Below are 20,651 nucleotides of genomic sequence, written 5' to 3'. Positions count from 1 at the left end.
CTGCGCATCGCTCAGCCAGAAGAGATCAGTCATGTTCACCGCTCGGTTTTCGCACCGTGAATCACGCTGCCACGCGGAAATCAATGGGTCCTGACCCTAGACCGAATTGACTTCACCGCAAATACCTTGAAACTATTTGGATTGTCGCTTATGAAAGAGAGACTGATGCCTTGGAAACAAAGTCTGCTTCTTGACTGCTCCAATTGACGTTCGGATGTGGTTGCCTTCGCTGGTCGGGATCGAACTGATTCTGTCGGATCGATTTTCCTACACATCCGGAGATGTGCTTTGGGGTGCCGAATGACGCCTTCAGAGGACAGATATCTCGTCCCAGGTCTAGTGCGGGGACTGCGGCTCTTGAAGCTCTTTACTCCGGACCGACCGAAGATGCGGCTTTCGGAAATGGCCCACGCACTGAGCATCACCCGCTCGGCGACATTCCGTACCGCATATACCCTGACGGCGATGGGATGCCTGCTTTATGATGAGCGCTCACAGACTTATACTTTGGGACCGGGAGTTCTGGGCCTGACGTTTGGTTTCGTGGCCAGCCGCGAGGTCATCGACATAGCCCGAACAGAGTTGGAGCGCCTGCGTACAGAGCTTGGCTGGTCGGTTCATATGGGAACGCTGGACGGACCATCGGTACTCTACGTCTTTCGCGCCGCCGCTGGTGTGGGCGACACTTCTATCGTTCATGTTGGCCGGCGCCTGCCAGCGCGCAGCACGGCGATGGGGCGTGTGCTGCTTTCCGGTCTCGATAGGGAGCAACTCGTAGCACTCTACCGTCCCGATGCTCCCGGGGCGTCTTACGGCAAGGGCCCTGCGCTTCCTGAAATCTTGGCGCAGGCGGAAAATGATCGCGCCGCAGGGCTGGTCATCCACACGGGCGATTTCGAGGCCAAGATTGTGTCTGCTGCGGCGCCGATTCGCGATGTTTCCCGCGACATGGTGGCGGCGATCAACGTGACGCGGGCGAAGAGCCCAGAGGCACTGGCTGAGGTCGAAGGGGTGGTGCGAGGTAAGCTGCTGGAAACGGCGGATCGGATTTCGCGGCTACTGGGATTCGACCCCGAAGCCTAGCGCGAAGTCCGGTCTGTGTTTTGCCAGTAAAACGCTAGATTTCGGTGACTCGCGCTCTTGGTTAGGCATATCCCATAACGCAAACGAGATATCGCAATAGAGGAAACTAACATGAATATCCGTGCCGAAACCTCACCGCTCGCTGATGAGCTAAAAGTCAACACTGGTCGTTTTACGGACAAGCAGTTCGATTGGAACGCCTTCCCGTCAAATGATGGATTTGACGAACTGGCCCGGGCGCAGATGCGCTATATCGGTGCCGGCGGCTCACCTAAGGTTGGGGACACCTCCACCTTGCCGGCGGACAACTTCACCTTGTCATTGATCTACAAGGAACCAGGCCGATATGCTGCTTGCCACAGTCACGAGATCGAGGAGAGCTTCTTGATCATCGACGGCACATTGGTCGTTGGCTGGGAGAGAGACGGAGAGGTGGTCGAGGTCAATCTCGGCCCCAAGGACATGATCTTGAACGCGCGCGAAATCGGGCACGGGTTCCGTGTAGACGGGGTCGAACCAGTCATGATGTCGATTTCCGTCGACGTGGGCAAACCACTGCCGCCGGTCTATCACTACCACCCCAAGGAGCATCCGACGGAATTGGCCCGTACCTTCGGCGCTGTGCCTGGCAAGACACTAAAGTTCGACGCCACAGGCACGCACCCGCTCCAGCAACTGATGGCGAAATACGTCATCCGCCATGCCGAACAGCCGACGATTTGGGAAGAGGCCGGTTTCACCCGCAAGGTTTATGTGGGCGACGGCGGTCTGGAACATGACACGTGCCGTAAGGAGATGTGGGGCGTGCCGTCACGCGTCGGCCTCAAGCCATTCACCCGGAGCGTTGAGGACGCGTTCTTAGTGCTCGAAGGCTCGCTCACTGTGGGTTGGGAAGAGAATGGAAAGACTGTGGAGGTCGAGTTGGGCCCGCGCGACCTCGTGAAAACACCCGCCGGTCGGTCGCACTGGGTTCGCAATGACGGTGCCGGAGCGGCGACCGTCTGGCACGTGATTGGCACCGCCGAAGACGACGGCGTAGTTTACGAGGCCACCTGATCCCGTCTTCGTCGTCACCCTGCCGCTAACTTCCCTAGCCGCGGGTAAGCGGTCACAGTGAAGGCCGCAAGGGCCCGCTCCGTGACAAACGGGCGGGTCCTTATGCTGTCCGGTGGCTGCATTTGAAAAGGGCTCTGCCGGACTGTTGATAGGTGTTCGGCGCGCCTTCGGACTGGCGCGGAGGCTAATCTCTGAAACTCGGACGAGTCTCCAGCGCCAAAGAGATTTAAATGTGATTCGTTCTCAAGAGAGGTTCATTTTCGCGATTTTCGAGCCATGCGGCACTAACAAAAGGGGTCATCGATACCGCCCCCAGAACTTCACCAATGACGATTGGTGGTCGCCAAACGAACAACTCCTATTCCTCAAAGGAAAATGCCCCGCCCGCGCCGGCGGATGAACCTGCGCCGGAGCCGAAGTTGGCGGTCACCAACCAATTTTCCTTGACTCAATCGCACTCCCCGTGCAGGATCATTTTTGAACACTATGTTCTAATATGAACACCTTGATGATACGGAGACTGTCATGGACGCATTCAAAGACCGCTTGTCGCAGAGGGCGCACGACACCAGCCGGCCAGCCTTGGCACATCAATGCCGCGGACGGGAATTTGACGCCCATGAGGCGGCTCTGGCCAAGGCTTTGATGGAGATCTATGGCAACGGCGAGCACGACTTCGAAAAGGTCGCCTCCGAACTCAAGAAAAGGGGTGTGGTTGCGCCACGCTCAGGACGCACCGACTGGTCGCTCGAGTTGCTCCAGGTGGAACTGGCCGAGACAAACGCTCAACTCGACGCGGCATATGCGGAAAACGGTTATGGCGCTTGAGTTCCGCTCCGTCACTAAAACGTTCACGACGAATTCCGGCGACCTCCTGACTGCGGTCAAAGACGTGAACTTCGTGGTCAATGAGGGCGAGTTTGTCTCCGTCGTAGGCCCCTCGGGTTGCGGCAAGTCGACGATCTTGTCGATGACGGCCGGACTCTACCAGCCCACCCAGGGTGAGGTCTTGGTCTCGAAAGAACGCGTCACTGGACCAAACAGCCATGTGGGCTTCATGCTTCAGAAGGACCTGCTATTGCCGTGGCGCTCTATCGTCGCGAACATCGAATTTGGGCTGGAAGCGCGCGGCGTGGCCAAGGCCGAACGGCGCGAGAGGGCTCTGCGTGAACTGCGCCACTGCCACCTCAACGGCTTTGAGAACCAGTTTCCCTACCAGTTGTCAGGCGGGATGCGGCAACGCGCAGCTCTTGCAAGGACGCTCGCCATCGACCCTGAGATCATCCTTCTGGACGAGCCCTTCTCGGCACTCGATGCACAGACCAAACTGCTGCTGCAGAATTCGTTTGCTAAGACCATCTCCGAAACCGGCAAGACCACCCTGCTCATTACCCACGACTTGGCCGAGAGCGTGCTGATGTCGGACCGGATTATCGTGCTCAGCGAGCGTCCGGGAACCATCGTCGCCGAGATCAAGGTAGACTTGCCGCACCGCGATCAGCCGATAAAGCGCCGCATGATGCCCGAGGTCAGCGAATATGCCGCTCAGCTCTTTAAGCATCTGAAACTCGAAGAAAAGGCCGCCTGACAAAGGCAGCAATCAGGGAGACGAACATGAAGCATTTTATCTTGAAAACCTTGGCTTCGACCTTTGTGGCTTTGTCGGTCAGTGCCGCAGCTGCGCAGGAGAAGGTAACCTACCTTTTCCCCGCGCCTGACTTTCTGCCCGCTTTCGCGCCATTCCAACTTGCCAAGGGCAAGGGCTATTTCGAGGATGCCGGCCTTAAAGTCACCTTCCAGACCGGCAAGGGCGGTGCGGATGTCGCCACCCAAGTCGCCGTGGGCAACGCCGATCTCGGCGGTGGAATAGGTGATACGCCAATCATCGTCCGGGCCAACGGGCTCAACATCCGTGGCGTTGGCCTTTTGGGCGGACGCGGTCTAACCCAGATCGGTTGGCGCAAAGACAGCGGTATTTCGGGGGTAGAAGACTTCGCCGGCAAATCGTTTGGTGTACTCTCCTTCCAAGACACGACCTACTATAATCTCTTGGGCGTTCTCGCCTCTGTTGGGCTCACCAAAAACGACGTTGACATACAAGCCGTCGGCCCGGGCGGGATCATCCAGCTCATGATCTCTGGCGATCTCGACGGTTGCTCGTGCGTGCCTGAGTGGCTGGCCGCGATCGAGGGCGCTGGCGTTGCCATCGACCAAATGCCCGTCGATACTGTCTTCCCGGCCATGGCACAGGCGATAATCGCCTCCGATGAGACCATAGCTGAACGGCCCGATATGGTCGAAGGTTTCGTCAATGCAGTTATGAAGGCGATCCGGGACATCAAGGCCGATCCGGAGGCTGCGGCCGCCGAATACACCAAGCTCGTGCCGCAGCATGCCGGTAAGGAAGATGAAATAGCTGCTATTATGAAGGCTTACTCGAACCTCATCTACGCCGAGGGCGAGAACCAGAAACTTGGGACGTTCGATCCGGCGCGTATCGAAGCGGTCCAAGACTTCTATTTTGACAGCGGAATTGTGCAGACAGCCGTCCCGGTCGCCGACCTCTATACGAACGAGTTCATCAAATGACCGATGCAGTGACAGCTCAGACCAGCGCCCAGGCCTCCGCCCCCGCCAAATCGAAGGGGCTCAAATCGCAAACCGTCAAGCCGAAGGCCGATGCCATGCCAATCAACAACCCAGTATTCGCAAGCCTCGCGCTGTTTGCGGTTGTACTCGCGGCTTGGGAATTTCTACCACCTGCAATGGATGTGCCGCAGTTCATCATACCTACGCTCAGCCAGTGCATCACCGAATTGGGCCGAATGTGGCAATTCGAGGGGCTCTTGGGTCACTTCCTCTCTACAGCGCTCTTCACGCTTCTGGGGTTCGTGATCGGTAGCGCACTCGGGGCGGTCCTCGGCTATCTGCTGGGCATGTCGGAATTCTGGGAGAAGGTACTCTCGCCCTACATCCTTGCGCTGCAGATCGCACCAAAGGTCGCCTTCGCCCCACTCTTCATAATGTGGTTCGGCTACAACTCCTTGCCAAAGTTGCTGGTGACCGTGCTGATCGTGTTCTTTCCTGTGTTGGTCAACGTGTTGCAGGCAATGCGCACCGTCGACCGAGACCTCGTGAACTTGGCACGGGCCTACAACCTCTCCCGCCTGGGTATATTCTGGAAGGTCGAGATGCCGTCCACGCTGCCCAACCTGATGGCGGGCCTGCGCATCGCCTCTACCCTGGCAGTGATCGGCGTGACGGTGGGTGAGCTTGTGGGCGGCAACACCGGCCTCGGTTTCCTTATCTCGTTTGGCGGTGGGCAGGCAAATGCGGCGATGGTCTTCAACGCCATCATCCTGCTCACGCTGATTGGTATCGTGCTCTACGCTGTGCTGGTGAGGGTCGAGGCCCGTGTACTGCATTACCTGCCGCGCGCCGAACACTAAATTCAACGACTTAACGGAGAAAATCCCAATGGCTACTGTCGACAAGAAGGCGCTGATCGAGAAGCGCGTGAATGAAGGCCTCCGAGGCCAGTGGTACCCGGTCGCCAAGTCCGTCGAGATCAAGGGCACCAAACCATACGGTACACGACTCCTTGGTGAGAAGATCGTGCTTTGGCGGAACCGCGAAGGTCAGATCCAATGTATCGAGGATTTCTGTCCCCACCGCGGAGCGCCGCTTTCCTACGGTGAGATCCACGAAGGCAATATCGGCTGCCGCTACCACGGCGTGATCGTCGATGGCGAAGGCGTAGTGCAACGAGTTCCTGCAATGCCGGAATGCGCGCTCGAAGGGCGCAAGGCACTGAAGCACTTCCACGTGCAGGAGGCCTATGACGGCGTCTTTGTCTACGTCCCTTCGATCGACCAGCCGGAGCCGCCCGAACTGGTTTTGCCGAAGGAAATGGAAAGCGACAAATGGTCCGGCTTCCTCTGCACCTCTGTCTGGGAATCAAACTACCGCTACGCGCTCGACAATCTCGCTGACCCAATGCACGGTTGCTACCTGCATGCCGACAGCTTCACACTGGCCTATGGCTCCAAACAAGACTTGATGAAGCTAGACAAGACCGATGAGGGCTTCCGGATTGAGCGGGTGGCTCAGGCGGGCGAGAACTTCGACTGGACCGAGTTTGAGGTCCATCCGGGCAACATATTTTGCTACCTCGACATCCCGTACCCTCCCGCAGGCGGCCCCGGTGGTGTATTTCGGATCATCGGTTTTACCACGCCGATGGACGAACACACTACCAAGGTTTTCTTCTGGCGGATGCGCCAGGTCGAAGGGTTGGCGCGTGACAGCTGGCGCTTCCTCTACCGAGCGCAACTTGAAACGAACCACTGGAACGTGCTGGAGCAGGACCGTGTGATGCTCGAAGGCATGCCAGATGATGCCCGCAAGCGTGAGATGCTTTACCAACACGACCTGGGCGTCAGCCGGATCCGCCAGATCCTAACCCGGGCCGCAAAGGTTCAGGTCGAGGCCGAGCTGAAGGCCAACGCGCCGGTGGCCGCGGAATGACCCTAGCGGGCCGTCATATCCTGTTAACTGGCGCAGCGCGCGGCCTGGGGGCGAAAATCGCCCGCAGGCTGGCCGAATGCGATGCGCGGCTAATCCTCGCCGACATCGCCGAAGGGGAAGGCCATGCGACCGCCGAGGCCACGGGCGCACGCTTCGTCAAGGTCGACCTAGGTGATCCCGCCTCGATCAGCGCTTGTGCGGAGGCCGTTCGAGAAGAAACTGGCGGAACTCTGCACGGGCTGGTGAACAACGGCGCCATCGCGACTGGCATAGGCGGCATCGCCTATGACGCGATTGAGATCGAAAGCTGGGATCTTGTGCAGCGAGTGAATGTACGCGGCACTTGGCTGATGACACGGGCCTGCGCGCCCATGCTGATTGCCGCTGGCACGGGTCGGGTGGTCAACGTGGCCTCCGATACCGCACTCTGGGGCGCGCCGAATCTGTTGTCCTACGTCGCAAGTAAGGGCGCAGTGATCTCGATGACCCGCTCGCTGGCCCGCGAGCTGGGACCCGACCGCGTCGCCGTCACTGCCGTGGCCCCGGGGATTTTGACCACCGAAAGCACCGAATACGTGCCTGAGCAGCGTCACCAGCAGTACTCGCAAGGGCGCGCTGTCCCCGGACCGCAGGGTCCCGAGGAGATTACGGATTCCATCGCCTTCCTTCTCTCCGAAGGGGCACTTCCGCTCACCGGGCAGGTGCTACCACTGAACAATGGCTATGTCTTCGCATGACCGGCTTGATCGAACATCAAACCCACGGGCTGACCTGGGTGGAACGACCCGGCAATGGCCCTACGTTGGTGCTGCTTCACGGCATCGGCTCGAACGCCACGTCCTTCAAGCCGCTGCTTGCACACCTGCCGGTCAGCGCCCGTGTGGTCGCTTGGAACGCGCCGGGTTATTGTGGCTCGGTGCCTCTGCCACAAGACTGGCCAGTGGCACAGGACTACGCTGCCGCGCTTGGCCAACTGGTCGACAATCTGGGCATTCAGACTTTCGCGCTACTCGGCCATTCGCTTGGTGCTCTGGTAGGGGCCGCCTATGCTGCCAACCATGCCGACCGGGTGTCCCGCCTCTGGCTGGCGTCGCCCGCGCTCGGCCACGGTGTGCCGCAGGGTGGACAGCTAAGCATAGCCGCCAAGACACGGATCGACGATCTCTCGCGACTTGGAGCGGAGGGCTTTGCCGAGGCCCGAGCTTCCAACCTATTGCATGCGCCCGAAGATTATCCAGAAGTGCTGGCGCTCGTGCGGAAGGCGATGGCGCGTGTCACACTTCCCGGTTACGCGCAGGCTGCACGGATGCTGGCCTCCGGCCGTCTTCTGGACGATGCCGAACGTCTCGCTGTTCCCACCGATGTTATCGTCGGCGCGATGGACTGTGTGACCCCGCCTGAGGGAGCCCGCCGCGTATACGAAATCTTGCACACCACTGCTCGCGGCCAGTTCACCGAATTGCCCTTCGCCGGGCACGCAATTTACCAGCAGTCGCCGAGGCGATTTGCCGAAGCAATGCATGCGGTCGCCACGTCCGTCGCGTGAGACCGCCATTCAGGAGGAACCGATGACAGAGACGATCAGAACAGGTTCGCTGCGCGGCATCATGATGCGCGGCCCCGGTTTGCCCGCTACACTGCCCTTCTACGAGGACATGTGGGGTTTGCGCCTAGCTCATCAGACAGACGACTGTGCACTTCTACGCGGTACGGGCGAGGAAGCTTTCCTCTACGGCCTCAAAGAAGGCCCGGTCTTCGGGATAGAGTATGTGCATTTTGCCATGCCTGATCGTGCTGCGATGGACGCGCTCCATGCCCAATGCCTCGCTCGCGGCGCCATCGTTCTTGGCAAACCGGCGGAATTCGGTGACTGGGCCGGCGGCTATGGGTTCGAGATTCTTGATCCGGACAATCGCCGGCTCCGCTTCCGCACCGACGCCCTACGCCATGATGAGGAGACCGAATGGGCCAAGCCCCGCAAGGTCAGCCACGTGGTGCTAAACTCGCCCGACATGGAAGGTACGCAGGAATTCTACGAGCACGTTCTGGGATTCCGCGTCTCTGACTACTCCGCCGACCAGATGGTGTTCTTGCGCTGCAACACAGATCATCACTCGATTGCACTTGTTCGCGGTAACTATGCCAGCGTAAACCACGTTGCCTTCGAGATGCCCACTCTTGACGAATTCATGCGCGGCATTGGCCGGATGAAGCAAAAGGGCCACGTGCCTTCCTGGGGGCCCGGCCGCCATGGACCCGGCAACAACCCGTTTGCCTATTTCGTCTCGCCGTCTGGCTTCGTGATTGAGTTCACATCCGAGCTTCAACAGATCAACGAGGATAGCCACGAAGCCAAGGTCTGGTCCCGCACTGATCCAGAGGCAATGGACCGCTGGATGACAGCCGGACCGCCGACGCCCGCGCAGCGCGCGGTTATGCAGGGCCGCCCTGATCCCGGTTTCCCCGAACTGCGCGCGCAAGCGCTTGGGGCGTCGTGATGGCTTACGATTACAATGGAGCAGTTGCGGTCGTGACCGGTGGGTCTTCCGGCGTCGGCCTCGCTGCGGTCCGGTTGTTGCTTGAATCCGGAGCGCGCGTGGCATTCTGTGCCCGGAACGAGGGTCGCTTGAACGACGTAACACAGGTACTTGCCCGCGACTTTGGCGAACAGAACGTGATGAGCATGGCCCTTTCGGTACTGGATGAAGTACACGTTGATGGCTTCGCCGATGCGGTCAGAGACCGCTGGAATCGCTGCGATTTGCTGGTAAACAACGCCGGGCAAGGCCGCATCTCTACCTTCGCGGACACGACCAACGATGACTGGCGGGCGGAATACGAACTCAAGCTCTTCAGCCAGATCCTGCCTACCCGTGCATTTCTGCCTATGCTGCGCGTATCCAAAGGCGCCATCGTCGCCGTCAACTCGCTGCTAGCCTATCAACCCGAACCACACATGGTCTGCACCTCCTCGGCACGGGCCGGCGTGCAGAACCTTTTGAAGTCACTCAGTGTCGAGTTCGCGCCCGAAGTACGCGTGAATTCCGTGCTCCTTGGCCTCATCGGTTCCGGTCAATGGTCACGCCGCTTCGCGGAACGTGAGGATCAAAGCGTCAGCCGCGAGGAGTGGTACGGCGAACTGGCGAGGAAAAAGGGCATCCCACTTGGCCGTCTCGGCGACGCACAGGAAGCGGCGCATGCCATCGCCTTCTTGGGCTCCAAGTCAGCCAGCTATATCACCGGCGCGCAGCTTGAGGTCTCTGGGGGCTTGGCGCGACACATATGAGGTTAGGAAACATGAAACACGAAGCCATCCAGCAGGCCGGAACCGTCGGCGATTTCATCGCGCGCTATCTGGCCGAAATCGGGGTCACAACCATCTTCGGTGTTATCTCGATTCACAACATGCCCATCCTTGACGCGATCGCGCGACAGGGCCGCATCCGCTTTGTCCCTGCCCGGGGTGAGGCGGGCGCTATGAACATGGCTGATGCGTATGCCCGCGTCTCCGGTCATCTGGGCGTCTGCATTACCTCTACCGGCACAGCTGCGGGCAACGCCGCCGGTGCGCAGGCGGAGGCGTTAACCGCCGGCAGCCCGGTTCTCCATATCACGAGCCAAGTCGATCTTGCCTATGCTGACCGCGACCGCGCTGCGATCCATGACGTGCCGCGTCAGCCGGAAATGCTTCGCGGGGTGTCGAAGGCGGTTTACCGGATGTGGGATGCGAACGGCGCCATCGGTGTGCTGACCGCCGCTGTCTCATCCGCACGGTCAGCTCCGTCGGGGCCGGTAAGCCTGGAAATCCCGGTCGATGTTCAGCGCAGTTCGGCTCGCACCGTCCAGAACATACACGAACCACAAGCGCAACGTCCGCGCGCCTGCGACGCAGTGATTGACGAGATCGCTGCTATGCTGAAGGATGCCAAGCGCCCATTGCTCTGGCTCGGCGGCGGCGCCCGTGACGCCCAAGCCGAAGCCACGGAACTAATGCGTCGCGGCATGGGAGTCGTCACCTCGACCAATGGCCGAGCGGTCGTGTCAGAGGAGGAATCAGCCTCCCTCGGTGCCTTTAATATGACACCCGAGGCGGCTGCTTTCTATGATACGTGCGATCTGATGCTCGTTGTAGGATCGCGACTCCGCGGCAACGAGACCCGCAACAACCAGATGCCGCTTCCACGCCCGCTGATCCAGATCGATGCCGATGCGGGTCAGGGCGGCCGAAACTATGCCGTCGACGTCTTCGCTCACGGCGACGCATCCGACACTCTGCGGCGCTTGCTCGACCGGCTGCCGGAAAAGCTGGAAACAGACCCAAACCTCGCTTTTGATATCGCCCGCACCCGCACCACGGCGGAAGGCCAGATGCGCGACAAGCTCGGTCCCTATCGGGTCATCGCTGATGCGATCAACGAAAAGGTGGCGGAAGGAAACCACATTTGGGTCCGCGACGTGACCATCTCGAACTCGACGTTCGGTAACCGTTATGTCCGGCTGACTGATCCGCGCCAAGGCGTTCACGCGTTGGGTGGCGGGATTGGACAGGGCATCGCAATGGGCATCGGCGCCGCGCTCGCGGCAAGCGGGGCAAAGGCAATCACGCTTTTGGGAGACGGCGGCACGATGCTGGGTCTCGCAGAGGCGATCACGGCGGTCGACGAGCATGCCCCCCTCATTTACGTGCTGATGAACGACACCTGCTATGGCGTGATCCGAAACATTCAGGACGTACAGTATGAGAGCCGCAGGCACTATTCGACCGTTGCCGTTCCGGATTTCGAAACCTTCTGCGCCTCGATCGGTCTCCCGCACCGCAAGGTCTCGGATGTGGAGGCCTTCGCAGGCGTACTGGAGGCCGCCGTGGCTGCCGACGGTCCGCAGCTGATCGAGGTCGACATGAACGCCATCGGTCCCTTTGCCGAAGTCTTCGCCGGCCCGCCCGCCGGTGCGGCAGGCAAGACGGAGTGAGGCGATGCATCTGGGATTAATCGGAAACGGAAACATCGCACGGGGTGTGCTGGCTGGGCTCAGCGAGCCAGGTGCCCCGCGCGTCGAAAGGATCACAATTCAGGTCTTGCCGGGACAGGCGGACGCGGCGCTGAAAGCACTGCCGGCGGACCTCCGCGCGGCATTCGACGAAATCAAAATTGTCGACACACTCGACGGTTTGCTCGCGGCATCGCCGGAGCTTGTAGCCGAATGCGCCGGACAGGCGGCGGTACGCGAAACCGTCCCGGCGCTGCTGCGTGCCGGGATCGACACAATCGTGGTCTCCATCGGTGCTCTGTCCGACGCGGCGCTGCATCACGACCTTTGCGACTCCGCCGTGGATGGCGGCGCGAAGCTGATCCTTCCGCCGGGCGCGGTCGGCGGCATCGACATCATTAACGCCTTGCGGATCGGCGGCGATATCGTGCTGCGGTACAGCGGGACCAAGCCGCCCGGCGCCTGGACGGGTACCCCTGCCGAGGAACGGCTGGAACTGGCCACCATGGACCGCGCTGCGACGTTCTTCACTGGCACGGCGCGCGATGCGTCCGCCCAATACCCCAAGAACGCCAATGTCGCCGCTACCCTTGCGCTCGCCGGTGCGGGGTTCGAGGCAACGGCGGTGGACCTTGTCGCCGATCCCGCCGCTCCCGGCAACGTGCACGAGTTCACGGCAGAGGCCGAAACGGCCACGGTCACGGTCCGCATCGTGAACCGTCCTTCAGCCGGTAATGCCAAGACCTCGCAGGTGACGATCTATTCGGTTCTGCGGGCTATCCGAAACCAGACCGGACCATTGGTGATCTGACATGGACACGAGAACCGATATCATGCCCGACGGGCAACTCTATCTCGGGGGCGAATGGCGCGAGGGGACGGGCGCAGAAATCTTGTCCCACTTTCCTGCCGATGGCGCGCTGAACAGGCGCTTGGCCGGTGCCTCCGCCGCTGATGGCGAAGAGGCGATCGCCCGCGCCACGGCGGCACAGGCCGACCCGACTTGGCGGGATCTGCTGCCGCACCAGCGTGCCCGCCACCTGCACGCAATCGCCGACGGGATCGAAAGAAATGCAAGCCGCATCGCCGAAATCCAGTCCCGGGATACCGGCAAGACTCTGCGCGAGACCGGCGCGCTGGCGGCCTCGGCCGCGGGAACCTTTCGTTACTTTGCATCCGTCTGCGAAACAATGGACGACGAACTAACCCTGCAGCGCGGGTCAGCGCTGACCATGTCCGTGCACGAACCGCTGGGTGTGGTGGCTGCAATCACGCCTTGGAACTCGCCTATTGCATCAGATGCGCAGAAGGTTGCGCCCGCGCTAGCCGCCGGCAATGCGGTAGTGCTGAAGCCCGCCTCTTGGTCGCCGCTTACCGCGCTGGAACTTGCACGGATCGTCGACGAGGCGGGGCTGCCCAAGGGGCTCTTCTCGGTCCTGCCCGGCTCGGGGCGCGAAATCGGGAATCTGCTGGTGGAACATCCTGAAATCGCCAAGGTCAGTTTCACCGGCGGAACGTCGACCGGACGTGCGTTGGCCCGAAAGGCAGCGGACAAACTGATGCCGGTTAGCCTTGAACTGGGCGGCAAGTCACCCACAATCGTTTTCGACGACGCCGACATAGATGTTGCGATCTCCGGCATCCTCTTCGGCATCTTCTCATCTACCGGGCAGAGCTGCATTGCCGGATCGCGGCTCTTTGTTCAATCCGGAATCTACGCGGAGTTCGTCGATCGCCTTGTAGCCGCAACACGACGGCTGAAGATTGGTCACCCGTTCGAGAACGAGACCCAGATCGGTCCAATGATTCACCCCGATCACCGCGCGGAGGTTATGACGCATGTCGCCCAAGCACTGGAGGACGGAGCGGAGTTGTTGACCGGAGGAAATGCTCCAGACGGGCCGGAGTACTCGCGTGGCAACTACTATGAACCCACAATCCTCGCCGGCTTGGCCAACACCGCCCGCCTCTGCCGCGAGGAGATCTTCGGGCCGGTGCTCGCCGTTCTGTCCTTCGAGGATGAGGCTGACGTGATTGCGCAGTCGAATGACAACGACTACGGCCTAGCCTGCGGTCTGTGGACCCGCGACTTCCCGAAGGCTTGGCGCGTGGGTCGGGCTATCCGGGCAGGCACCGTCTGGATCAATACCTATAAGCAATTCTCAATCTCTACTCCCTTTGGTGGGGACGGCGCCAGCGGAATCGGGCGCGAGAAGGGCCGCCAAGGGCTGCGCGCTTATCAGAGCCAGAAGAGCTTCTACACCGATCTTTCCGGAGCCCCACATCCTTGGGCCGCCAACACACTGGAGGGCTCGACATGACAAATGGACAGGTCGTCATAGTAGGCGCCGGCCCTTCCGGCTGCTATCTCGCTCAGGCTCTGCTCAAGGCGTGCCCTGAGCTTCAGGTCGACCTGATTGATCGCCTTCCCGTGCCATACGGTCTCGTCCGCTATGGTGTGGCGGCTGACCACCAAGGAACGAAAGGGGTAACTCGCCAGTTCGCCCGCATTTTCGAACGACAAGGTGCGCGGTTCTTCGGTAATGTCGAGATCGGAAAATGCGTGACGCTCGACGATCTCCGCAGCGCTTATGACGCAGTGGTTCTGGCGGCGGGGCTTTCGAAGGATCGCAAACTTGGTATCCCCGGCGACAGAATACCCGGCATTTTCGGCGCCGGAAACGTCACTCGTGCGCTCTACGACCATCCGGATGCCGAAAATCTACCGTCGCTTGGCAGCCGTCCACTCATCATCGGGAATGGCAATGTCGCCATCGATCTTCTGCGTCTCCTCGCCAAGAGCACTGAGGAGATGGAAGGCTCCGATCTCGGTCAGGCCGCGACCGACTGGCTGGCGACGAGCGGGATCGAAGAGATAACAATTACCGGGCGCTCACCCGCTGCGCGCGCCAAGTTTGACGTAGTGATGATTAAGGAACTGGCCAAGCTCGCTGGCGTGACCATTCGTGTCGTCGGGGCGGGAACGAGCGACGACCCTGACGAGCAAAAGAAGATCGACGCGGTGGAGGCACTCGACGGACTCTCTACTGGTCCACGTCGGATCACCTTTCGCTTCGGTATGACTCCTGCCGCGGTAGATGGCGAAACTTGGGTGAAAGCAGTAACATTCAAAACCACCGAAGGGATCGAGAGTATAGCCTGCACCTCTGTCTTGACAGCCATTGGTTTCGACCCGGCAGGTGATCTGCCGCGTGCCGAGCTCATCGCTGCGGCGTCCGATGCCGAAGCAGGCGCACTGGCACCTGGTCTCTACGCTACTGGCTGGTTCCGGCGTGGTCCTCGCGGAACAATCCCCGAAAATCGCACCGACGCTCAGGCGCTCGCCGCGCGAATCCTCAAGGATCTGAATGCCGCAGACGCAAACGCGAACAAACTGGGCCCGACGATCTTTCAGAACTTGCCCGACCTTACCGACTATTCCGGTTGGAGCCGCATCGACGCGGCCGAGACCGCCGATCCGCCTCCCGGCCGCTGCCGGGTCAAGATTGCCACCCGCGAGGCCATGCTGACCCTCGCCAGTGAAAAGGAGACGAAGCCATGAACATCACAGTGCTGTTCGGAACAGAGACCGGAAATGCCGAAATGCTGGCCGAGGACATCGCGGCCGAACTGGAGGCAGATTACGAGACTGAGGTGATCAACCTCTCCGATTTTGACCCATCCGACTTCTCGGCGGAGAATCTTTACTTGATGGTCTGCTCTACCTACGGCGACGGAGAGTTGCCGGCATCCGCACAGCCTTTTGCAGAGGCAATGGCGGCACAAGCACCGGAGCTTGCCGGCATTCATTTCGCAATCTTCGGTATGGGAGACCGCGAGTATGAAGACACATTCAACGGTGGGCCGATCAGGTTGGCCGAGCTGATGTTGAAGCACGGCGCAGTCCAGATCGGCGATCGAATCGCGCATGACGCTTCCGGCGGCGACATGGCCGAAGATATCGCATTGCCTTGGGCGCGAGAGGTCATCGATCAGGCCGAAGACGCGCTGGGAGAGGCGGCGTGATCCCGGCCGCTGATATTCGCGCACGGCTCGCACAACCGTGGCGACATGGGGAGCATGCGGACTTCACTGGCATGACTTGTGACGGCCTGCTGGATCTTCGCGACATGGCGCTTGCTGGAGTTGATTTCACTGGGGCACACTTCCCAAATGGGATCGATGCACGCGGCGCATGTTTCAACGGGCTCTCCTGGTTCGGCGAAGTCTCGTTCGGCGGCCCAGCAAGGTTCGACAATGCGATGTTCACAAACGACGCGCGGTTCGAGGGCGCAGATTTTACCGCCGTTGCCGCGTTTACGGGTGCTATCTTCTGCGGAATCGGTCGTTTCGATGCTGCTGAGTTCGCCGATGGTGCTGATTTCGCCCGCACTACTTGCTACGGCAACTTTTCGCTTCAGTCGGTGACTGCACGCGGTGCAGTCAGTTTTCGTGACGGCGAATGGCTGGGCGGGCTCTGGTGCGACGACGCCCGCTTGCCTGAAGATATCGATCTCGCAGAAACTCAGGTACATGGGCGGCTCTGGCTCAAGGGTGCGCTGCGAGGTAATGCTGCACTGCAAGCCGGAGCGTTCGGGATGTCTTTTGGGTACACCTACATTTGATCCGCGGCCCAGCCGCGGAAGCCGATTCCTTCAGAAATCTCCTGCGCCGCCGACTTAAGCGCGGACGCGATGCGTTCAGCATTCTCACTTGGCGTGGCGAATAGGCTCGCATGGCCAGTCACGTTAATTGCCGCGACGGCCTCGCCGCGATGATCATAGACAGGAGCGGCAGCTGACCCGATCTCTGGTTCGAAATTTGCGACGCTCCAAGAATATCCCCGTGAGCGGTCGTCCTCTAGTTGTTTCGCGAGGTCTTCGAGCGTCGTACGCGTTTTTTCTGTGAAGGCCTCAAGTGGTGTGCTTCTATAAAGTTCAACAAGCTCCTCGCGCGACAGTTCCGACAATAATATGCGGCCGATTGTTGTCGCATGCGCCGCCAGTCGGGTTCCCTCGCGCACCGTGCTCGCCAGATGTGAAACCGGTGTTTCGCGTGCGAGATAGACGATCTCTCGTCCCTCGCGGACGCCCAAATGAGCCGACAGGTTAAGCTTGTCGACTAACATCTTTAGCACCGGCCGAGCGACTTGAATGATACCACGTTCGTTTAGCGCTTCCGAGGCGAGAGAAATGAGTCCTGTTCCCAACCGGTATCCGCCTTCATCTGGTAGTGTCTCGATGATCCGTTCTTTCTCCAGCGTTGCAAGAAGTCGGATCAGCGTCGTTCGGTTGATTCCGATAGCTTTTGCGGTCCGGCTGGAGTTGCGGCACCGATTCCCTGCCGCTATGTGGCGAAGAACTGCCAATGCTCTTATCACTGGTTGCACGAGATAGTCGGGCGACTTGCGGTCGATTTCAGAATCTTTGGCCATAATCACTACCAGTGCGCTCGATCATATATGAACATTTTATCCAATTGTGAACCAAGCACAAGTGGGCGACTGCACCTATTGTTCTGTGGACCCAATCACGGACACCGATGATCGGTGCAGTGTCGATCCGCGTTCACGGATTTCGCCATCTGCTTCACTTTCTCACTGTAGCTCTCGACTGGATAGGCTGGCGCCGGGTTCCCGTCGATGCATTCCTGGAAGGCGTAGATCTGACCTATTGGTTTCACTTGGAGCCGCTCAGCCCGGTGCCACTGCTGAACGGAATTCAGCTGTTGCGCGATCTCTCCCGCGATCATGGCTCCGACGTTGGGTCCAGCATCGTCAGTCAGGGGACCGTTGCGGAACTGGCCTTCATCGGTGGTGTCGCGCTCGGCAGCCGCACTCCGACCGAGGCGCTGCAGCGCGTGAGTTTTGCGCTGCCGCTTCATTCTTCGCATGAACAGATTCTGGTCGAACAACAAGACGACCATCTGGTCGTGGAACAAAACCTCCACTTGAATGTTGACGCTGAAAGCCTTCACGCCGTTCAGGTCATGTTCTTTTCGCTGATTCAGCAATTGTGCAGGTTCACGGCAATGCGGCCACCGTTTTTCTCAAGAATCGAGGCTGTGCCTCATCCTGTGACCGGCCTGGGTGATATAGAGGAGTTGTTCGACGCCCAGGTCGTGCCGTCCAAAAGGCCAAGCGGGCGCCTTTGGATCAGAGACGAAGTAGCGAGAAATCCGTTCCGCATCGTCGCCCGTGACCGCTCGCGGACCGTCGACATCCGCAGCATCCCGCCCTTGGCCGGATCCGTTCGTCCCCTGATGGACGCCATGCTGCACGACAGCGCCCCGACCATTGCCAGGGTTGCCCGGGCCGGAGGCATGACAGTTCGCACAATGCAACGGCGCCTGTCACAGGAAGGGACATCGTTTTCCGACCAACTCGACCTCGTGCGCCGCAGGTTGGCGCTTCAATTGATCGGGAGAGAAGATTCCGGTCTGTCAGAAATCACGGATCGTCTTGGTTATTCCTCCTCGCCGGCACTTGTCCGTGCCGTCCGCCGCCTGACCGGCACAACGCCAATGCAGCTGAAGCGGTGGAGCCAATGATCTGCGGCAAACCCTGAAACACCTACATTGCGGTGCTAAATCTGGCTCCATCGGACAACTAGTGGTGCCCAGATGATATGCTCATGCGGGCCGGCTCGTCGCTTTCCAGATCGCGGAATAATTATGGTCAAAACCCAACCGTCCCCGAAAGCGGAGTGTGTTAATATGCGCGCGTGGGAAAGACACGCGGAACTGACCGGCGCGTTCAAGATTTGGTTGCGAGCTGTAGGTCTCTGTCGGCGCTAGAGCCGGTATCTCGGAATGGTCACTTGTTTGCCGCGTTGCCACACAAGCAATTCAGGGGGGAATCGATATGAGTATCAAGACACCAAGTGAACTCAGAGAACTGGTACGTGGTGACGTGATCGTCGAGGGCGACTCCGGTTACGAGGAAGCCCGCTCCGTCCACAACGGCATGATCGACAAGCACCCGGCAGCGATTGTCAGGGTCATGAATGCCGGGGACGTGATGACCACTATTAACTACGCCCGGGATAACGGCCTGGAATTGTCGGTCCGGGGCGGTGGTCACAGCGGTCCCGGGTTTGGCACAAACGATGGCGGAGTTGTAATTGACTTCTCGCAGATGCGAGGTGTCCGTGTTGATCCCGCTTCAAGAACGGCAAGAGCCGAGGGTGGCACCACTTGGGGCGACTTCAACGCAGCTACTCATGCCTTTGGCTTAGCCACCACCGGCGGCATAATTTCAACGACCGGCATTGCTGGCCTCACGCTCGGCGGCGGAATTGGATACCTGACACGCGGGGTCGGATTGTCGCTGGACAACCTGGTATCTGCGGATGTTGTGACCGCCGATGGCAAGATGGTGTTCGCAAGCGAGAATGAGAACGCTGACTTGTTCTGGGCAATTCGCGGGGGCGGAGGAAACTTCGGCGTGTGCACCTCCTTGGAATACAAGCTGCACCCCGTACAAAACGTGTATTGGGGCCCGATGTTTTACGAGGTCGAAGAAGCGGAGAATATCTTCAAGTTCTATCGGGAATACATCAAGGATGCACCGGAAGAGATGGGCGCTTTTCCAGCATTCCAGATCGCTCCGCCATTGCCCTTCATTCCTGAAGACAGGCACGGCGACATGTTTGTCGCTATTGTTGCCTGTTGGTCTGGTGATCCCGCGGAAGGGGAACGCCAGTTCAAGGCTTTCCATGAAGTTGCGGAGGTCAAGGCCGAGATGGTGGGACCAGTACCCTATCCGGCAATTAACGCGGCATTCGACGGTCTCTTCCCAACGGGAATCCGCCAGTATTGGAAAGGCAACTTCGTCAAGGAACTGACAGACGAAGCCATCGCGGCACACGTCGAACACGGCCCAAATGCGCCGAACGCGAGCTCAACCATGCACCTTTACCCCATTAACGGAGCCTGTCATCGGGTTGCATCAGATGCCACCGCGTTTGGCCATCGCGATTCAAACTTCTCGATGGTTGTCATTGCTGCATCGCCCGATCCCGCCGACGACGAGATCAATACAAAATGGGTCCGCGACTACTCGGACGCACTGGCCCCACACTCGGAGGCCGGTGGCTACATTAACTTCATGGACGATGACGACACGGACCGCGTCCGGGCAAACTATGGTGACAACTACGACAGGCTCTTTAGTATCAAGCGAACCTATGACCCGGACAACCTCTTCAGGGTCAATCAAAACATCGCGCCCTGACCTTCTAGCGGCCCACCTTTAACTGTTCTCGATTCCCGACTGGAGCGGTGGACCATGTCGGCTGGAGAGGCTGAGCAAATCCTGCGCATCAACAACGGCCTGGAGTTCACAGGAGCCGCACACAGCGCCGGTAGAAGGGTTCGGCATGTGGAGAGTGATTAAGGTAACCAACGGCGCTGTACGACGCACCAATAGAGCATTCTCGCGACACAAGCCTCTCCAGACTTGAAAACGTGATGCGTGCTTGAGTGAATCGGTGTCCCCTCGCATGATGGAACTATGGGCGACGCTGTTGAAAGCTGGCTGCAAAACTTGGGCCTGCAACAATATTCTGATGTGTTTCGTGAGAATGACGTCGATCTGCGGGTCTTGCCTCATCTTACGGAAGATGACCTGAAAGAACTTGGGGTCAGCCTGGGTCATAGACGCATCTTGCTGGCAGCAATTGATGAGGTGGTGTCCTCGGACCAAGCCGGTCGTACGGAACCTCCGGCAGAGCAACCAAAGCCGGCGCGTGCTGCCGAGCGGCGTCATCTTACGGCACTCTTTACCGACTTGGTCGGATACACGGAAATGACCAACCGTTTTGGCGCCGAAGAGATGCGCAGCTTACTTCAAAGCTATCAAGATGCGGTTGCTGCTGAAGTTTCTCGATTTGGTGGCAATGTTGATTTCTGCTGAGAAGTGACCCGGTATTTTCACCGAGAACTGACCCACCTTTGTTTATGTCTCATCGGTTATGTTGTGGTCAATGCGGGTGCCT

21 protein-coding genes are annotated in these 20,651 nt (G+C 59.6%); 20 read left to right on the top strand and 1 reads right to left on the bottom strand.

From position 1 onward, the window contains the following. Window positions 1-300: 300 nt before the first annotated feature. The 17 genes from AVO45_RS06925 to AVO45_RS06845 all read left to right on the top strand — a co-directional run bounded on the left by AVO45_RS06925 (window position 301) and on the right by AVO45_RS06845 (window position 16,280). Complete coding sequence (locus tag AVO45_RS06925) at window positions 301-1,083, top strand: IclR family transcriptional regulator (RefSeq protein WP_082688706.1); 783 nt, start codon at window positions 301-303, stop codon at window positions 1,081-1,083. A gap of 111 nt (window positions 1,084-1,194) precedes the next feature. Beyond that, window positions 1,195-2,139 (top strand): cupin domain-containing protein, encoded by a 945-nt coding sequence (locus AVO45_RS06920; RefSeq protein WP_068345316.1) that lies wholly within the window; start codon window positions 1,195-1,197, stop codon window positions 2,137-2,139. Between the two features lie 525 nt (window positions 2,140-2,664). Next, complete coding sequence (locus AVO45_RS06915) at window positions 2,665-2,967, top strand: recombinase-like helix-turn-helix domain-containing protein (RefSeq protein ID WP_068345314.1); 303 nt, start codon at window positions 2,665-2,667, stop codon at window positions 2,965-2,967. Then, on the top strand, window positions 2,957-3,727 hold the full coding sequence (locus AVO45_RS06910) for an ABC transporter ATP-binding protein (protein WP_068345312.1): 771 nt from the start codon (window positions 2,957-2,959) through the stop codon (window positions 3,725-3,727). Before AVO45_RS06915 ends, AVO45_RS06910 begins: the two co-directional genes overlap by 11 nt. A 26-nt stretch (window positions 3,728-3,753) precedes the next feature. Further along, window positions 3,754-4,728, top strand: coding sequence for an ABC transporter substrate-binding protein (locus AVO45_RS06905; protein WP_068345310.1), 975 nt, complete (start codon window positions 3,754-3,756; stop codon window positions 4,726-4,728). Beyond that, entirely contained in the window at window positions 4,725-5,588 is an 864-nt protein-coding gene (locus AVO45_RS06900) for an ABC transporter permease (protein ID WP_082688705.1), read from the top strand. Before AVO45_RS06905 ends, AVO45_RS06900 begins: the two co-directional genes overlap by 4 nt. A 28-nt stretch (window positions 5,589-5,616) precedes the next feature. Continuing rightward, window positions 5,617-6,666: an aromatic ring-hydroxylating oxygenase subunit alpha gene (locus AVO45_RS06895; RefSeq protein WP_068345309.1), complete on the top strand. Its 1,050-nt coding sequence runs from the start codon at window positions 5,617-5,619 to the stop codon at window positions 6,664-6,666. Then, window positions 6,663-7,403: an SDR family oxidoreductase gene (locus AVO45_RS06890; RefSeq protein WP_068345307.1), complete on the top strand. Its 741-nt coding sequence runs from the start codon at window positions 6,663-6,665 to the stop codon at window positions 7,401-7,403. Before AVO45_RS06895 ends, AVO45_RS06890 begins: the two co-directional genes overlap by 4 nt. Further along, window positions 7,400-8,212, top strand: coding sequence for an alpha/beta fold hydrolase (locus AVO45_RS06885; protein ID WP_068345306.1), 813 nt, complete (start codon window positions 7,400-7,402; stop codon window positions 8,210-8,212). Before AVO45_RS06890 ends, AVO45_RS06885 begins: the two co-directional genes overlap by 4 nt. 22 nt (window positions 8,213-8,234) lie before the next feature. Continuing rightward, window positions 8,235-9,164 carry a VOC family protein gene (locus tag AVO45_RS06880; protein ID WP_068345320.1) on the top strand — a complete coding sequence of 310 codons (930 nt, stop codon included), beginning with the start codon at window positions 8,235-8,237 and terminating at the stop codon, window positions 9,162-9,164. Further along, a complete protein-coding gene (locus AVO45_RS06875; protein WP_068345304.1) occupies window positions 9,164-9,952 on the top strand; it encodes an SDR family oxidoreductase in 789 nt (262 codons plus the stop codon). The genes AVO45_RS06880 and AVO45_RS06875 overlap by 1 nt, the downstream gene beginning before the upstream one ends. Window positions 9,953-9,963: 11 nt before the next feature. Beyond that, the gene (locus AVO45_RS06870; RefSeq protein WP_068345303.1) at window positions 9,964-11,637 is read left to right on the top strand and encodes a thiamine pyrophosphate-binding protein; all 1,674 of its coding nucleotides are present in this window, start codon (window positions 9,964-9,966) and stop codon (window positions 11,635-11,637) included. 4 nt (window positions 11,638-11,641) lie between these two features. Further along, window positions 11,642-12,466, top strand: coding sequence for an aspartate dehydrogenase (locus tag AVO45_RS06865; protein WP_068345302.1), 825 nt, complete (start codon window positions 11,642-11,644; stop codon window positions 12,464-12,466). A gap of 1 nt (window position 12,467) precedes the next feature. Then, entirely contained in the window at window positions 12,468-13,976 is a 1,509-nt protein-coding gene (locus AVO45_RS06860) for an aldehyde dehydrogenase (protein ID WP_068345301.1), read from the top strand. Next, window positions 13,973-15,217 carry an FAD-dependent oxidoreductase gene (locus AVO45_RS06855; RefSeq protein ID WP_068345299.1) on the top strand — a complete coding sequence of 415 codons (1,245 nt, stop codon included), beginning with the start codon at window positions 13,973-13,975 and terminating at the stop codon, window positions 15,215-15,217. Before AVO45_RS06860 ends, AVO45_RS06855 begins: the two co-directional genes overlap by 4 nt. After that, the gene (locus tag AVO45_RS06850) at window positions 15,214-15,681 is read left to right on the top strand and encodes a flavodoxin domain-containing protein (RefSeq protein WP_068345297.1); all 468 of its coding nucleotides are present in this window, start codon (window positions 15,214-15,216) and stop codon (window positions 15,679-15,681) included. Before AVO45_RS06855 ends, AVO45_RS06850 begins: the two co-directional genes overlap by 4 nt. Beyond that, a complete protein-coding gene (locus AVO45_RS06845) occupies window positions 15,678-16,280 on the top strand; it encodes a pentapeptide repeat-containing protein (RefSeq protein ID WP_205627863.1) in 603 nt (200 codons plus the stop codon). Before AVO45_RS06850 ends, AVO45_RS06845 begins: the two co-directional genes overlap by 4 nt. Here AVO45_RS06845 and AVO45_RS06840 read toward each other — a convergent pair. After that, window positions 16,271-17,089 (bottom strand): IclR family transcriptional regulator, encoded by an 819-nt coding sequence (locus tag AVO45_RS06840; protein ID WP_068345295.1) that lies wholly within the window; start codon window positions 17,087-17,089, stop codon window positions 16,271-16,273. The two genes, AVO45_RS06845 and AVO45_RS06840, sit on opposite strands and share 10 nt — an antisense overlap. 107 nt (window positions 17,090-17,196) lie before the next feature. Between AVO45_RS06840 and AVO45_RS19375 the strand changes: the two genes are divergently transcribed. From AVO45_RS19375 to AVO45_RS19370, 3 genes are all read left to right on the top strand, one after another. Further along, window positions 17,197-18,204, top strand: coding sequence for a helix-turn-helix transcriptional regulator (locus tag AVO45_RS19375; RefSeq protein WP_082688704.1), 1,008 nt, complete (start codon window positions 17,197-17,199; stop codon window positions 18,202-18,204). A gap of 313 nt (window positions 18,205-18,517) precedes the next feature. Then, window positions 18,518-19,888 (top strand): FAD-binding oxidoreductase, encoded by a 1,371-nt coding sequence (locus AVO45_RS06825; RefSeq protein WP_068345291.1) that lies wholly within the window; start codon window positions 18,518-18,520, stop codon window positions 19,886-19,888. A gap of 279 nt (window positions 19,889-20,167) precedes the next feature. Beyond that, entirely contained in the window at window positions 20,168-20,569 is a 402-nt protein-coding gene (locus AVO45_RS19370; RefSeq protein WP_082688703.1) for an SAM domain-containing protein, read from the top strand. Window positions 20,570-20,651: the final 82 nt, after the last annotated feature.

This window comes from Ruegeria marisrubri, from assembly GCF_001507595.1.
GTDB classification, from domain to species: domain Bacteria; phylum Pseudomonadota; class Alphaproteobacteria; order Rhodobacterales; family Rhodobacteraceae; genus Ruegeria; species Ruegeria marisrubri.
Note: the sequence above shows the minus strand (reverse complement) of the source record. Positions and strands in the feature narration are given on the sequence as shown.

Excerpts from the sequence above, each read along its gene's own strand:
- AVO45_RS06925 (WP_082688706.1), top strand. The coding sequence starts at position 301 with ATGACGCCTTCAGAGGACAGATATCTCGTCCCAGGTCTAGTGCGGGGA.
- AVO45_RS06920 (WP_068345316.1), top strand. The coding sequence starts at position 1,195 with ATGAATATCCGTGCCGAAACCTCACCGCTCGCTGATGAGCTAAAAGTC.
- AVO45_RS06915 (WP_068345314.1), top strand. The coding sequence starts at position 2,665 with ATGGACGCATTCAAAGACCGCTTGTCGCAGAGGGCGCACGACACCAGC.
- AVO45_RS06910 (WP_068345312.1), top strand. The coding sequence starts at position 2,957 with ATGGCGCTTGAGTTCCGCTCCGTCACTAAAACGTTCACGACGAATTCC.
- AVO45_RS06905 (WP_068345310.1), top strand. The coding sequence starts at position 3,754 with ATGAAGCATTTTATCTTGAAAACCTTGGCTTCGACCTTTGTGGCTTTG.
- AVO45_RS06900 (WP_082688705.1), top strand. The coding sequence starts at position 4,725 with ATGACCGATGCAGTGACAGCTCAGACCAGCGCCCAGGCCTCCGCCCCC.
- AVO45_RS06895 (WP_068345309.1), top strand. The coding sequence starts at position 5,617 with ATGGCTACTGTCGACAAGAAGGCGCTGATCGAGAAGCGCGTGAATGAA.
- AVO45_RS06890 (WP_068345307.1), top strand. The coding sequence starts at position 6,663 with ATGACCCTAGCGGGCCGTCATATCCTGTTAACTGGCGCAGCGCGCGGC.
- AVO45_RS06885 (WP_068345306.1), top strand. The coding sequence starts at position 7,400 with ATGACCGGCTTGATCGAACATCAAACCCACGGGCTGACCTGGGTGGAA.
- AVO45_RS06880 (WP_068345320.1), top strand. The coding sequence starts at position 8,235 with ATGACAGAGACGATCAGAACAGGTTCGCTGCGCGGCATCATGATGCGC.
- AVO45_RS06875 (WP_068345304.1), top strand. The coding sequence starts at position 9,164 with ATGGCTTACGATTACAATGGAGCAGTTGCGGTCGTGACCGGTGGGTCT.
- AVO45_RS06870 (WP_068345303.1), top strand. The coding sequence starts at position 9,964 with ATGAAACACGAAGCCATCCAGCAGGCCGGAACCGTCGGCGATTTCATC.
- AVO45_RS06865 (WP_068345302.1), top strand. The coding sequence starts at position 11,642 with ATGCATCTGGGATTAATCGGAAACGGAAACATCGCACGGGGTGTGCTG.
- AVO45_RS06860 (WP_068345301.1), top strand. The coding sequence starts at position 12,468 with ATGGACACGAGAACCGATATCATGCCCGACGGGCAACTCTATCTCGGG.
- AVO45_RS06855 (WP_068345299.1), top strand. The coding sequence starts at position 13,973 with ATGACAAATGGACAGGTCGTCATAGTAGGCGCCGGCCCTTCCGGCTGC.
- AVO45_RS06850 (WP_068345297.1), top strand. The coding sequence starts at position 15,214 with ATGAACATCACAGTGCTGTTCGGAACAGAGACCGGAAATGCCGAAATG.
- AVO45_RS06840 (WP_068345295.1), bottom strand. The coding sequence starts at position 17,089 with ATGGCCAAAGATTCTGAAATCGACCGCAAGTCGCCCGACTATCTCGTG.
- AVO45_RS19375 (WP_082688704.1), top strand. The coding sequence starts at position 17,197 with ATGATCGGTGCAGTGTCGATCCGCGTTCACGGATTTCGCCATCTGCTT.
- AVO45_RS06825 (WP_068345291.1), top strand. The coding sequence starts at position 18,518 with ATGAGTATCAAGACACCAAGTGAACTCAGAGAACTGGTACGTGGTGAC.
- AVO45_RS19370 (WP_082688703.1), top strand. The coding sequence starts at position 20,168 with ATGGGCGACGCTGTTGAAAGCTGGCTGCAAAACTTGGGCCTGCAACAA.